At 65.0% G+C, this 14472-nt stretch carries 9 protein-coding genes; 6 read left to right on the top strand and 3 right to left on the bottom strand.

Annotated elements, in window-relative coordinates; genetic code table 11:
- Nucleotides 1-24 precede the first annotated feature (24 nt).
- Nucleotides 25-591 (bottom strand): TIGR00730 family Rossman fold protein, encoded by a 567-nt coding sequence (locus JC607_RS08210; RefSeq protein ID WP_092896542.1) that lies wholly within the window; start codon nucleotides 589-591, stop codon nucleotides 25-27.
- A 169-nt stretch (nucleotides 592-760) separates the two neighbouring features.
- On the opposite strand from JC607_RS08210, the gene JC607_RS08215 reads away from it, so the two are divergent.
- Complete coding sequence (locus JC607_RS08215) at nucleotides 761-2275, top strand: LysM peptidoglycan-binding domain-containing protein (protein WP_233092776.1); 1515 nt, start codon at nucleotides 761-763, stop codon at nucleotides 2273-2275.
- Here the strand turns inward: JC607_RS08215 and JC607_RS08220 are convergent.
- Nucleotides 2256-2708, bottom strand: coding sequence for a helix-turn-helix transcriptional regulator (locus JC607_RS08220; RefSeq protein ID WP_198836457.1), 453 nt, complete (start codon nucleotides 2706-2708; stop codon nucleotides 2256-2258). The two genes, JC607_RS08215 and JC607_RS08220, sit on opposite strands and share 20 nt — an antisense overlap.
- Before the next feature lie 255 nt (nucleotides 2709-2963).
- Between JC607_RS08220 and JC607_RS08225 the strand changes: the two genes are divergently transcribed.
- The 5 genes from JC607_RS08225 to der all read left to right on the top strand — a co-directional run bounded on the left by JC607_RS08225 (nucleotide 2964) and on the right by der (nucleotide 12239).
- The gene (locus tag JC607_RS08225; RefSeq protein WP_198836458.1) at nucleotides 2964-4796 is read left to right on the top strand and encodes an ABC transporter ATP-binding protein/permease; all 1833 of its coding nucleotides are present in this window, start codon (nucleotides 2964-2966) and stop codon (nucleotides 4794-4796) included.
- A gap of 234 nt (nucleotides 4797-5030) precedes the next feature.
- Nucleotides 5031-8438 carry a caspase family protein gene (locus JC607_RS08230; RefSeq protein ID WP_198836459.1) on the top strand — a complete coding sequence of 1136 codons (3408 nt, stop codon included), beginning with the start codon at nucleotides 5031-5033 and terminating at the stop codon, nucleotides 8436-8438.
- Between the two features lie 156 nt (nucleotides 8439-8594).
- Nucleotides 8595-9305: a hypothetical protein gene (locus JC607_RS08235; protein WP_370584773.1), complete on the top strand. Its 711-nt coding sequence runs from the start codon at nucleotides 8595-8597 to the stop codon at nucleotides 9303-9305.
- An 83-nt stretch (nucleotides 9306-9388) separates the two neighbouring features.
- Entirely contained in the window at nucleotides 9389-10717 is a 1329-nt protein-coding gene (locus JC607_RS08240) for a PQQ-binding-like beta-propeller repeat protein (protein WP_233092791.1), read from the top strand.
- A gap of 43 nt (nucleotides 10718-10760) precedes the next feature.
- Complete coding sequence (der, locus tag JC607_RS08245; protein ID WP_198836460.1) at nucleotides 10761-12239, top strand: ribosome biogenesis GTPase Der; 1479 nt, start codon at nucleotides 10761-10763, stop codon at nucleotides 12237-12239.
- Between the two features lie 711 nt (nucleotides 12240-12950).
- Here der and serS read toward each other — a convergent pair.
- Nucleotides 12951-14243, bottom strand: coding sequence for a serine--tRNA ligase (gene serS, locus JC607_RS08250; protein WP_198836461.1), 1293 nt, complete (start codon nucleotides 14241-14243; stop codon nucleotides 12951-12953).
- Nucleotides 14244-14472: the final 229 nt, after the last annotated feature.

Raw genomic sequence — 14472 nt, forward strand, 5'->3', positions numbered from 1 at the left:
AGTATTTGGGTCAAGAGGAATGGCTCAGGCGGTGAGGCGGGCCTGGAGCGCGGCTGTGAGCGCCTCTGTCAGGGCCGGGACATCGGGGACGGCGCTGAACTGGGTTTTCAGCGAGGCATCGGCAAAGCCCTCGCGGATGATATGGTCGATCAGCGCGAGCAGCGGCTGCCAGTAGCCATCGGTATCGAGCAGGAAGATGGGTTTCTTATGCAGCCCGATCTGCGCCCAGGTCAGCACTTCGAAAAATTCGTCGAGGCTGCCGGCGCCGCCCGGCAGCACCACAATCGCATCCGAATTCATGAACATGACCTTTTTGCGCTCATGCATGTCTTCGGTGATCACAAAAGTGGTCAGATCGCGTTTGCCTTTTTCAAGCCCCAGCAGATGCACCGGAATCACGCCAAGTGTGGTGGCGCCGGCCCCCTGGGCGGCGCGGGCGACCTCGCCCATCAGGCCGACATCGCCGGCACCGTAGACGAGGCGCCATTTCTGCGCGGCGATTTCACGCCCGAAGCTCTGGGCGGTGGCGACATGGGCGGGATTGGATCCGGGGCGCGAGCCGCAGAAGACGCAGATTGAGGGAAGCTGCATTGGGACTCCTGAATTCGATTGCCAGCGGGGGCGATATCGGGGTTTCCTTTAGGGGAAAACCTGCCGGGATGCGATGGGAAACCTGACGAAGAGGCGTCGGGGAAACCTGTCCGGCCGGAAGGGGGCTGAGGCCGCGCGGATCGCGCGACGGTGACGGAGAGGGGAACGGATGAAGGCCTGGAGTGACTTGGGCGCGGGCGCGCGTACGGTGGTATCGGTTGCGGGTGCGGGTGCGGCTCTTGCTCTGGGGGTGATGATATCGGGCTGGCGACCGGACGCCGGTGGTGGCACGGGCGGGGACGAGGGGACGCAGCCTGCCGCGCAGATCGCGCAGCTTCCGCAGGATGGACAGGCTGAGGACAGTGCCGCACAGGCAGGGCAGGGCGGGGCGGTTGCTGCCGCCGATGCGCCTTCCGGGGCCGCAGATATTGCGGCGCCGGTCATCACCACCTGGGCGGTGGCTCCGGGCGGTCATGCGACCATCGGCGGGCTCGGCGAGGCGGATGCGCAGGTGCTGGTTCTTATCGACGGGGCCGAGATCGGCATGACGCGGGTGACGCGTGGCGGCGAATTTGCGCTGGTGACCACGCTCGCGCCCAATCCGTCGCCCGCGATCCTCAGCCTTGTGATGGTGCTGGAGGATGGAAGGCGGATCCCGTCGGCCGAGGTGATCGCGATGGGGCCGGTGACTGGTGCGGTTGTGCCGCCTGCGGAGAATGCTGCGGCGCAGACCGCAACAGGAGAGACCGCAACGGGAGCCGCAGCCACGGCGGAGCAGCTTCCCGATTTCGCACCGGTTGCGATTGCCGAAGCAGGCGCAGAGGCTGCTCCGGTGGCGCTGAAGATCAGCGAGGAAGGGGTCGTGCTCCTCCAGCCCGCAAACCCGGCGGACACACATCTGGTGTCCCCGGTGCTTGTCCAGACCATCTCTTATCTGTCGCCCGGCATCGTGCAGATCGGCGGCAGTGGCGCGCCCGGGGCCTTTATCCGTCTCTATCTTGATGACCAGCCGGTGGGGCCGGCAGAGGTCGGGGTCGAAGGGGCGGGCGGCTGGCAGGCAGAGATCCCGGCCATTGCGCCGGGGCTCTATACGTTGCGGGTTGATCAGCTGGATGGCGGGGGCAAGGTGACCTCGCGGGTCGAGATCCCGTTCCGCCGTGAGACACCCGAGGCGCTGGCGACGCTGGCGGGGGGCGGTGTCGATGCGGCTGCCACCGGGACGCCGCCGCCCGAAAATACCCGGCCCGAGGGGCTTTCGCCTGAAGCAGCGCCGCAGCCGGCAGAGGCCGCGGCTCTTGCTGTCGTGGCGGCGGCGCCTGAGCCGGAGCCGGAGCCGCAGCCCGGGGCTCAGGCCGCAAGCGAGGCAGTACCTGCAGAGCTTGCCGCGCTGGCCAGGGCAGAAGCCGCCTTGCCGGAAACATCAGAACAGCCGCTCGCGTCAGCGGCGCCCGCCGGTGCTGAAGCGCCCGCTCCGGCTGTGCCGGGGATCCCGATACAGACCGCCTTGCCGGCGTCGCCCGCCATTTCGGTGACGGTGCAGCCTGGCCATACGCTTTGGGCCATCGCGCGCGAGGAATTCGGTGAGGGGGTCTTGTATGTCCAGCTTTTCGAGGCCAACCGCGACCGTATCATCGATCCGGATCTGATCTATCCCGGCCAGGTCTTTACGATTCCGGGGCGTTGACCGGCTGGTTTGCGCCAGACTGGTTGGCGGCAGTCTGTTCCGCAACGGGCTGGTTCGCGACGGGCCTGCCGCTTTGCGGCGGCCCGGCCCTGGTCATATTGCCCTGGCAGCAGGCAATCACTTCGGGATGCTCGGCACAGCAATCATTCAGCAAATGCGAAATCGCGGCTCCGACACCGGCGGGATCAACCGCGTAGAACACATGCCGCGCCACTTTGCGGGCGGTCAGCAACCCGGCCTGCTCCAGTTGCGACAGGTGGAACGACAGCCGCGAGGCCGAAAGCCCAAGCAGGCGCGCGATCTCGCCCGCAGCCAGCCCGTCCGGTCCGGCGGGAACCAGCAGGCGGATCAGATCAAGCCGGTCGCCATGTGACAGCGCCGAGAAAGCGCGCAGGGCCTGCCCGCGCTGAAGCGGATCAAAGGGAGCGGCCATCCCGGGAGCGTCCAGACCGGCTTCGCCGGAGGGCGCCGCACGGAACGCCGCAGGTCCCGGCCTGGCGGCGAGATCTGCGGGGCGTGCCAGGTCCGGAAGATCCGTTATGCCTGGGTGATCGGGGTCTTTACTCTGATCCATGTTTCAACTATTCATGAAACCTTGAAATAACTCAAGCCACCATTGCGCCAGGCCGCAGAATTTGCGGCCGCAGCACATAAAGCCCGCAATGGCAGCTCTTCGCGAAGGCCATCCATGTCCGCTCCCGACCCAATTCCCTCCGCATCGCCCGATGCGCCGGCCTCCGGCTGGCAGACCATCCTGCGGGTTGCGCCGCATCTGTGGCCGAAAGACCAGCTCTGGGTCCGGCGCCGGGTGATGATCGCGCTGGCCTTCCTCCTGGTGTCCAAAGTGATTTCGGTGATCACACCCTGGTTTTACAAACTGGCGGTGGACGGCCTTGCCGGCGAGGGCGCGGCGGATCCGGCGCGGATCATGGCGCTTGGCGCGGTGGGGCTGGTGGTGGCTTACGGGCTGGCGCGGCTTGGCGCGGTGCTGTTCCAGGAATTGCGCGATGCGGTCTTCGTGCGGGTCGCCCAGGGGGCGCTGAGGCGGCTTGCGCTTGAGACCTTCAGCCATATTCACCGGCTGTCGATGCGCTACCATATCTCGCGCCGCACCGGCGGACTGTCGCGGATCATCGAACGCGGTGTGAAAGGGGTCGAGTTCCTCTTGCGGTTCCTCTTGTTCTCGATCGGGCCGCTGATCCTCGAACTGGTGCTGGTGACGCTGATCTTCGCTTTTGCCTTCGGGGTGAGCTATGCGGTCGTCGTCGCGGTGACGATTGCGCTTTACGTCTGGTTCACCTTCGCGGTGACCGAATGGCGGGTAAAAATCCGTCAGGAGATGAATGATCAGGATACCGACGCCAATCAAAAGGCGGTGGACAGCCTGCTGAACTATGAAACCGTCAAATATTTCAACGCAGAAGCTCGCGAGGCCGAGCGCTATGACGGCGCGATGAAGCTGTACGAATCGGCGGCGGTGAAGACCGGGCTCTCGCTCTCGATCCTCAATGTCGGCCAGACGCTATTGATCACCGCAGGGCTGATCGCGGTGATGGTGATGGCGGCTTTGGGCGTGCAGCAGGGGCAGCTGACGGTTGGCGATTTCGTCATGGTCAATGCCTATATGATCCAGATCACCCTGCCGCTCGGCTTTCTGGGCACGGTTTACCGCGAGATCCGCCAGGCGCTGGTCGATATGGGGGCGATGTTTGGCCTTCTGTCGCAGCCAGCTGAAGTTGTGGACGCCCCCGATGCAAAGCCGATCGCGGTTAACGGCTGCGAGATCACCTTCGACAATGTGTTCTTTTCCTACGATCCCTCGCGCGAGATCCTGAAAGGCGTGAGCCTGCGGGTGGCCCCGGGTGAGACCCTCGCGCTGGTCGGGCATTCCGGTTCGGGCAAGTCGACCATCGCGCGGCTCCTGTTCCGGTTTTATGACGTGACCGGAGGGGCGATCCGGATCGACGGCCAGGATATTCGCGATGTGACGCAAAGCTCGCTCCATGACGTGATTGGCGTCGTGCCGCAGGATACGGTGCTCTTCAATGACACGATCCGCTATAATATCGGCTATGGCCGCGCCAATGCGACCGAGGCAGATATCATCGCGGCGGCGCGGGCGGCAAAGATCCATGACTTCATCGAGAGCCTGCCGGACGGCTATGACACCACCGTCGGTGAACGCGGGCTGAAGCTCTCGGGCGGTGAAAAGCAACGGGTCGGTATAGCGCGTACCATCCTGAAGAACCCGCCGATCCTGATCCTCGATGAGGCCACTTCGGCGCTGGACACCCAGACCGAGCGCTCGATCCAGGAGAGCCTGCATGAAATGGGCGAGGGCCGCTCGGTGATCACCATCGCGCACCGGCTTTCGACCATTGCGGATGCGGATTGCATCCTGGTGATGGAAGCGGGCCGTGTCATCGAACAGGGTCGCCATGACGCGCTTCTTTCCAAAGGCGGCCGCTATGCTGCGATGTGGGCGCAGCAGCGCGCCGAAGAAGAGGACGCGGCGGCATGACCTTTTCCGGGCTTTGCAGCCCGGATGCCTCCGGCGGGGATATTTAAGAGACAGAAAATGAGCCCGGATCTCTTCATTTTCTGTCTCTAAATATCCCGGGGGAAGCGGCAAAGCCGCGAGGGGGCAGCGCCCCCTTTCTTGCCCGGTCAGGATTCCCTCAGCCGGCGGTGCGGATTTTCCCTTTGACCCGGGCGTGTCGCAGCGCGAGACTGGCCACAGTTCCGGATCACTCAGATGCTGCGCCGCTTTCTCTTTGTTCTCCTGCTGATATTCGGCCTCGCGGCGCCGGCTCTGGCCGAACGGCGTGTGGCGCTTGTGCTGGCCGCGCAGGACTATCGCCATCTGCGCCCGCTCTCGAACCCGGTGAATGATGCCCGTGCGATTGAGGATATGCTCAAGGGGCTCGGGTTTGAGGTCTGGACCGAGACGGACCGCGATCTGAGGCGGATGCGCCGGGCGCTGGAGGATTTTCGCGCGGATGGTGCCGGCGCCGATCTGGCGCTGGTCTTTTATGCCGGGCATGGCGTGGCGATTGACGGGGTGAATTACCTGCTGCCGGTCGATGCCGAGGCGAAAAGCGCCGCCGGGCTCGCGGCCTCATCCCTGCCGTTGTCCGAGGTGCAGGAGACGCTCGCGGCCATTTCGCCCAATGCGGTCTTTCTGCTCGATGCCTGTCGCGACGATCCTTTTGCCGGCAATGGCGCCTCGGATCCGGACGGGCGCGGCGCGGTGGCTCTGGCGGATGACAGCGGTGATGCGCCAAAGACCGTGCCGGGACTTGGTCGCATCGGGCGGGCCGATGGCGCGCTGATCGCTTTTGCCGCCGCCCCGGGCGAGACCGCTGCCGATGGCAATGGCAAGAACTCGCCTTTCACCGAGGCGCTTTTGCGTCATTTCGGCCGCGAAGGCACCGAGTTGCGGCTTTCACTGACCCTCGTGCAGCAAGATGTCTATGACCGCTCGCGCGGGCGCCAGATGCCCTATATCGAAAGCGGCTTGCCGCGCCTCGTCTACCTCTCGGGCGAAGGGGATCTGCCGGAACGCGAGCTTCTTCTGGTCGCGATGGAGAAATACCCGCCCGACCTGCGCGGCGAGGTCGAGGCGGTGGCGGCGCAAAATGACATGCCGCTGGCGCCGCTTTACCGTGCGGTGGTGACGGGGGATCTGGAAAAGCTTTCAGCCGGGGAGCGCCGGATCAAGCTGGAAGAGGCTGCCCTGTCTTATACGGCTTTTGAATCCGATTTGCTCCGGCTGGCCTCGGATGATCCGCGGGTCTCGGAACTCAGGGCAAAGGCCGAGGAGCAATTCGCGCTTGGGGCCTCGGAGGCTGGCCGTGTGCTGATGGCCGAAGCGGCGGCAATTGATGCGAAATCGGAAAGCTCGATCCGCGACAATCTCGTGGCACGCACCCTGTCGCAGGCGGCGACCCATGTGCTGAATGCCAATGCGGCGCGGGCCAGCCTGCGCTATGATCTGGCGATCGGCGATCTCACCCATGCGACCGAGCTTTACAACCGGGTCCGCGCCGATCTGCCTGACCGTGATGCGAAAGAGGCCTATGCGCTGGCCCTCAGCGATCTGGCCTGGCTCTATCTGGTTGCGGGCAACAGTTCTTCCGCGCTGAGCATCACGCTCAGCCAGGTGGATTATCTTGACAGCCTGACCCGCGCCGAACCGGATGATATCGGCTGGCGCCGCCAGTTGATGTGGGCGCTGAAAGGATCGGGCGAGATCAAGGCGCAGCAGGGCTTCCTGGCCGAGGCCGATGCAGACTATGCCCGTGCCGATGACCTGACCGCCGCGCTGATAGCCGCCTGGCCCGAGGACCAGGATCTGCGTCGCGAGCGCGAGGTGATCCTGAACAGCCGAGGCTCGATCCGGCTGACATTGTCGGATTTCCAGGGCGCGCTTGCCGCGCATCAGGCGGCGCTGGAGATTGCGCTGGCGCTTTATGACCTGTCGCCGGACAGCGTGACCCATGCGCGCGATGTCTCGTTCACGCAGGAAAAGCTCGGCGATGTCTGGTCGGCGCTTGGCGATTATGAACGCGCCCGCGCGGCCTATGACATCGCGCTCGGGATCAGCCAGGACCTCGTCAACAAACATCCGGGCATCGCGGGCTACCAGCTTGATCTGGCGGTTGGCTATGAGCGGCTGGGCGAGATGCTGATGGGCGAGCAGCAATATGATTCGGCGCTGGCGGTGCTGATGGAGGCGCAGAAGATCCGCGACGAACAGCAGGCGAAGGATCCGGGCAATGTCGTGCATAAGCGCGACAGCGCCGTCACCCTGTCGCGGATCGGTGATGTGCTGCTGGCAATGGGTGACACCGGCTCTGCGCTGATGAACTGGCAGCATGCGCTCGGGCTCCGGCGTGAGCTGGTCGATCTTGACCCGCAAAACGCGATCTGGCTGCGTGATCTGTCGATTTCCTATGAGCGGATCGGCGGCCTCTATCTCGGCGAGGGCGCGCTTGACGAGGCGCTTGAGGCGGCGAATGAGGCGCTGATCCTGCGGCAGGCGGTGGTGGATATCGACCCGCAAAACCTGCCGCCGCAACGCGATCTGACGATCTCGCTGGAGCGGCTGGCGCGGATTTATGGCGAACTGGGCGATGCGACCACCGCGCGCGAATTTTACACGCGTTCGCTCGAGATCCGTCGCTGGCTGGCCGCGACCGCGCCGACGGTGCAGCTTTACCAGCTGGATGTCGCTTTTACCCTCGTCTCGATGGGCGAGGCGCTCTGGCGCAGTAATGAGCCGGCGGCGGCGCTGCCGCTGCTGGATGAAAGCCGCGAGATCCGCGAGGCGGTGCGGGCGGCGGCGCCCACAGACCGGCCCGAGGATGTCTCGCTTTTGCGCGAGCTGAGCATCGGCCTGAACATCCAGGTCCAGGTTCTGCTGGCTTTGCAGGATATTCCCCGCGCAATCGATCTTGCCCGCCAGTCGGTTGAACGGATGGACCGGGTGGCTGTGCTGCGCCCGAATGACCCCAGTTTGCTTCTGGACCGGATGTTCGCCGCCAACCGGCTGGCAAGCGCGCTGGAAGCCTCGGGTGATCTCACGGCGGCGCTTGCGGCGTATCGCGAGGCGGCGGGCTTTGCTTTCGCGGCGTCCTCCGCGGATCCCTGGAATGTGATGGCCGCCCAGGATTACGCCTCGGCGCTGGAAAATGCGGGCCGGGTGCTGATGGCGCAGGAGAATTTCACCGCCGCAAAACAGGATTACGAGGCGGCGGTGGCGCTGCGGAAATGGATCGCGGGGCAAAAGCCGGCCTCTCTCGTCGATCAGCGTGCCCTGGCCTATGCGCTGCGCTTTCTGTCAGACGCGAACTACTTCCTCGCGGAGCTCGAAGCCGGGCGCGGCAATGAGGAAGAAGCGCTGGCGATCCTGCGCTGGCTTGCCGGGGTCGAACCGGAAAACCCTTATAATGTGACCGATCTGGCGCAGAGCCTGTATCGCGCGAGTTTCTACTACCGCGATGGTTCGGTCTATCTCACCGAGTCAGTGGCGCTTCTGAACGGGCTTGAAAGCGCGGGGCGGCTGCCGGAGGGGCCGTTCCACGACTGGATCACGATTTACGGCGAAAGGCTTGCGGCCCTGCGGGCCGGGACGGGGGCGGATGCCGCGCCGGTGCCCTGACCCGGCAGGGGCAGGCGCGGGCGGCAGAGGCAGGCCCCTGGCACAGGTCATGGGGGCGGATAGGGGCCTAAAGGGGCGCGCGGGACTTGGCAAGATTGCCGGAATCCCTGTAAGACGTGGCGGAACAAGGACTGACGGCAGGAAGGCCCGGGGCAAGTGAGCGACACCAACAGTTTCATTGACGAAGTCACCGACGAGCTTCGCCGCGAAAAGCTGACACGGGCTTTCCGCCGCTGGGGCTGGGTCGGCGGCGTCCTGATCCTGGTGATCGTGGCCGGTTCGGGCTGGCAGCAATGGTCACAGGCCCGGGACGCGGCACGGGCCGAGCTTTTTGGCGACGCGCTTCTCGAGGCGCTGGATACCGGCTCGCCCGAAGCGCGGCGCGAGGCGCTGGCGGCGATTCCCGCCACCGGCTCCCAGGCGGTGATCCGCGATATGATCGAAGCCTCGGACCCGCAGGAAGACAGGCCGGCCACGCTGGCAGCGCTGGACAAGGTGATCGCCGATCAGACCCTTGACCCGGCCTGGCGTGATCTTGCGATTCTGCGGCGGGTGATTGTCGCAGGGGCGGATCAGCCCGCAGCCGAGCGTCGTGCGGCGCTTGAGGCCATCGCGGTCCAGGGCCGGCCCTACCGGTTGCTGGCGTCCGAACAGCTGGCCTGGCTGCTGATCGAAGAGGGCAATGCCACGGCGGCGATTGCGGCGCTGAACAGCCTCTCGACCGATCAGGAGGCCAGCGCGGCCTTGCGCGGCAGGGCAGAGCAGATCGTCACCGTGCTGGGTGGCAAGCCGGCCGAAGTGGTGAACGATCTGGCACCGGCGGAAGCTGCGGCAGCGTCCGGCGCAGCGCCATCGGGCAACGAATAAACGGCAAAGACCACGTGCTGCGGGAGAGGCCAGAGCGCCGCCGGCAGAGCAGAGAAACTGGAATGATGAGGCAGGGCGTGAGCATGAAACGGCGGATCGGCTGGCTGATGGGCGCAGTGGCGGGGCTGGCACTTCTTGGTGCCTGCGGGGAACGTGAACTGATCCTCTCCGGTGAGCGGGTCGATGTGCGCGATGTGCTGGCCGGCTCTTCGTCGCGCGATGCGGGCCCCGTGGCGCGTTCCGCCCCGATCAGCCTGCCCGCACAGCAAAACAATGCCGACTGGGCGCAGCGCGGTGGCAATGTCCGCCATGACGCCCCGCATGCGGCGCTGCGGGCCACGCCGCAACTGGCTTTCGCAACCTCGATCGGCGAGGGCTCTTCGCGCCGTCACCGCATTGCAGCCGCGCCGGTTGTCGCGGGGGGACGGGTTTTCACCATCGACGCGGCCATGGTCGCCTCGGCAGTTTCCAGCAGTGGCGCGCTGTTGTGGCAGGCCGATCTGACGCCCGCAACCGACCGCGGTGGCCGTGTCTCGGGCGGCGGTCTCGCGGCGGATGGCGGGCGGCTTTATGCCTCGACCGCTTATGGCGAAGTCATCGCCATGGATGCGGCCACTGGCCAGATGCTCTGGCGGCAACGTGTCGACAGCCCGGTCCAGGGCGCGCCGGCGGTGGCGGATGGCGTGGTCTATGTTGCAGGGCGCGACGGCGCGGCCTGGGCGCTCAATGCCAATGACGGCAAGGTGCAATGGCAGGTGATCGGCACGCCGGGCGTTGCGGGCTATATGGGCTCGGCGGCGCCAACGGTTGCGGATCGCGCGGTGATCTTCCCTTCGGGAGCCGGTGATCTGCTGGCCGTGCTGAAAATCGGCGGCGGTTCGAAAGTCTGGCAGAAATCCATCGCGGGGCGCCGGCCTGGCATCGCCTATGGCGAGGCGCAGGATGTGACCGGTGACGCGGCACTTGTGGGCGGCACGCTTTACACCGGCACCGCAGCCGGTCGCACGGTTGCGATGGATGTCGGCTCGGGCGAGCGGATCTGGGAGGCCGAAGAGGGCGCGCTCGGACCCCTGGCGATGGGCGGCGGCTCGGTCTTTATCGTCTCTGATGAGGCGCGGCTGGCGCGGCTTGACGCCGCGACGGGCGAGGTGATCTGGGCGGTGGCACTGCCCTATTTCACCGCCGAGAAGGTCAAAAAGCACAAGGCGATCACTGCCCATTACGGCCCGGTTCTGGCCGGTGGCCGGATCTGGGTGGCCTCGTCGGATGGCGTGTTGCGCGGCTTCTCACCGGTTGACGGCGCGCTGGTCGCGACTGTCGAAATCCCCGGCGGTGCGGCCACACAACCGGCAGTCGCGGGGGGAACACTTTACGTGGTCTCGAACAGCGGTCAACTTCTGGCTTTCCGCTGAGGCGATTGCCGTGTAACAGGGCGAGCTTCAGGAGAACCGTGTCATGAGCTTCACCCTCGCCATTGTTGGCCGCCCGAATGTGGGCAAATCCACGCTGTTCAACCGGCTGGTGGGCCGCAAGCTTGCGCTGGTCGATGACCAGCCGGGTGTCACGCGCGATCTGCGCGAGGGTGATGCCAGGCTCTTTGATCTGCGCTTTACCGTGATCGATACGGCGGGGCTGGAGGAAGTCACCGATGACAGCCTCCAGGGCCGGATGCGCCGGCTGACGGAACGCGCGGTTGAAATGGCGGATATCTGCCTTTTCGTGATCGACGGGCGCGTGGGGGTGACCGCCACCGACGAGACCTTCGCCGAGATCCTGCGCAAGAAAAACGCCCGCGTGATCCTTGGTGTGAACAAGGCCGAGGGCAAGGCCGGCGACGCCGGCGCAATGGAGGCCTATTCGCTGGGTCTGGGCGAGCCGGTCCGGATGTCCGCCGAACATGGCGAGGGGATGGATGATCTTTATCATATCCTGCGCCCCTACGAGGCCGAATTCGCCGAACGCGAGGCCGAAATCACCCCGGACACCGATCTTGACCTGCCCGAAGACAGCGAGCTGGACAGCGATGACGAGGGCGCCGATGAGAGCTGGCGCCCCTCGGCGGCGAAACCGCTGCAGATCGCGGTGATCGGGCGCCCGAATGCGGGTAAATCGACGCTGGTGAACAAGATCCTTGGCGAGGACCGGATGCTGACCGGCCCCGAGGCCGGGATCACCCGCGATGCGATCTCGATCAAGACCGACTGGCTGGGCACGCCGATCCGGATCTGGGACACGGCGGGCATGCGCAAAAAGGCGCGGGTGGTCGAAAAGCTTGAAAAGCTCTCGGTCTCGGACGGATTGCGCGCGGTGCGGTTCGCCGAGGTCGTGGTGGTGCTTCTCGACAATGAGATCCCGTTTGAAACCCAGGACCTGCGGATCGCCGATTTTGCCGAGACCGAGGGCAGGGCGGTCGTGGTCGCGATCAACAAATGGGATCTGGAGACGGAGCGCCAGGACAAGCTGGCCGAGCTGAAAGAGATGTTCGAGCGGCTGCTGCCACAGCTGCGCGGTGCGCCTTTGGTGACGATTTCCGGCAAGACCGGGCGCGGCATGGACCGTCTTCATGATGCGATCCTGCGCGCCCATGCGGTCTGGAACCGGAGGGTGGCGACGGCGCGGCTGAACTCCTGGCTCTCGGCCATGACCGAAGCACACCCGCCGCCCGCGCCGGGCGGGCATCGGATCAAGATGCGCTATATCACCCAGGCCAAGACACGGCCGCCGGGTTTCGTGATCAAATGCTCGCGGCAGGATGAAGTGCCGGAAAGCTACAAACGCTATCTTATCAATGGGTTGCGGGATCATTTTGAGATGCCCGGCACGCCGATCCGCCTCTTCCTGCGTGGCCAGGGTGATCAGAACCCGTTCCGTGAGAAGAAATTCCACACGCCGTCGCGGCTGCGGAAACACCAGGGCAAACAGGTGAAGAAGTAAGAGAGGGGGGCAGCCCCCTCGCGGCAACGCCGCTCAGCTCCGGTCCCGAAATATGCCGATGGTGAAATCAGCCGGTGGGCGATAAGCCCTGGAAATCACTGAAACGGGATCTGCGACCGCGGCGTGCCTTGTTGCAGCTTTCTGCGCCAGGTGACGCGCAGATAGCCATGAATGCCAGTTAATGCGGCAGGTGCAGACATTTGCGGGCGCTGACCCTGGCGGCTTCGTACTCCGGATGCACCTCGCCAATGTCTCGTGACCCGATGGCGTTCCTGTCGCGGGACCGGTGAGAGCCTTCTTGAGATTGTGGTGCACGGAGCCGGGGATCTGGAGAAGGCAGTCTCGGGGGCTCGATCTGTCAGCTTTTGAGGTAAGCCGAGTCACCGCGAGCTTGAGGCGAGGTTCAAGGCCAGGAAGAGAAAGGGCCAGCCAGCGGGGAGACGATCGCGGGAAGCGCTTGCTCCTCCTTCACATATCTCTCCCGCCTGCGGATCCGAAATGCCCTCCTGGCCGCGAAAAGGGCGCCCGGTATCGGTGCGAGTACCGGCAGGCATGGGACGCAAACTGGTGGCGGGAGACTATGTGACAAATCTCTGTGACAGCCCGGATAGGGATGTCGGCGCCTCAAGTTGATTTCAGAAGAAACGGAGGCTGCCGACTTCAGAGTACCCAGCCGCCGGCAAGGGGGCCGCGAGGCCCCCTGGTTCTTTCTCAGGCCAGAGTGCCATCCGCCCCGATGCGGGTTTTGCCACCGAGATAGCGGTGCAGCACCTGCGGCAGTGCGACAGATCCATCCGCCTGCTGACCATTTTCCAGGACCGCGATCAGGCAGCGCCCGACGGCAAGGCCGGACCCGTTCAGCGTCGCGATGAAATCGGGCTTGCCCCCTTCGGACGGGCGGTAGCGCGCGTTCATCCGCCGCGCCTGGAACTGGCCACAGGTGGAGACCGAAGAGATTTCACGGTAGCGGTTCTGCCCCGGGAGCCAGACCTCGATATCATGCGTCTTCTGCGCGCCAAAGCCCATATCCCCGGTGCAAAGCACCACGGTGCGATAGGGCAGGCCCAGCTTTTGCAAAATCGCCTCGGCCTGTGCCGTCATACGCTCATGTTCCGCCAGCGCGGTTTCCGGCGTGCAAAGCGTCACCATCTCGACCTTTTCAAACTGGTGCTGGCGCAGCATGCCAGTGGTGTCCTTGCCGGCCGAACCGGCTTCCGAACGGAAGCATTGTGTATGGGCGGTCATGCGGGTCGGAAGCGCGGCCTCGTCGATAATCTCGCCGGCGGCGGAGTTGGTGAGCGTGACCTCCGAGGTCGGAATCAGCCACCAGCCATTGGTGGTCTCATAGCTGTCTTCGGCGAATTTCGGCAGCTGGTTGGTGCCGAACATCGCCTCAGACTTCACCAGAACCGGGGTCCACATTTCGGTCAGCCCATGGTCGTCAACATGGGTGTCGATCATGAACTGCGCCAGCGCCCGGTGCAGCCGGATCACCGCGCCTTTCAGCACCACAAAGCGTGCGCCGGAGAGTTTGGCGGCGGTGGCGAAATCCATGCCCGGTTTTACGCCGGCAATCTCGAAATGCTCGACCGGCGTGAAATCGAAGGTTTTCGGCGTGCCCCAGCGACGGATCTCAACATTGTCAGTCTCATCGGCGCCTTCGGGCACTTCGGCGAGCGGCAGGTTCGGGATCGTGGCCAGCTGGTCGCGCAGGGCTTTGTCTTCGGCCTCCGCCTCAGAGGTCAGGCGGGCGATCTCGGCCTTTTTCTCGGCCACCAGCGCGCGCAGCCGCTCGAATTCGGCATCATCGCCACGCGCTTTCGCGGCGCCTACCTCTTTCGAGGCGCGGTTCTGGTCTGCCTGAGCGGTCTCAGCCGCGAGGATCTTCGCGCGGCGGGCCTCATCCAGCGCCAGCAAGGCAGGCGAGAGAGCGGCCAGCCCGCGACGGGAGAGCGCCGCATCAAAAGCGGCAGGGTTTTCGCGGATCATGCGGATATCATGCATGGAACTGGCCTCGCTGGCTTGCAGGAATTGCGGTCCTGTTTATGGCAGATGCCTGCGGGCGGGGAAAGAGGGCGAGGCGTGTGCTTCTGGCTGCGGGCGGATGCCTCCGGCGGGGATATTTAGAGACAGAAAATGGAACTGAGCTTCGCTTGCCATTTTCTGTCTCTAAATATCCCGGGGAGTGAGCGGCTTTGCCGCGAGGGGGCGAGCAGCCCCCTTTCTGCCGCGC

This window comes from Paracoccus sp. IB05 (assembly GCF_016405985.1).
In the GTDB taxonomy this organism is placed as follows: Bacteria; Pseudomonadota; Alphaproteobacteria; order Rhodobacterales; family Rhodobacteraceae; genus Pseudogemmobacter.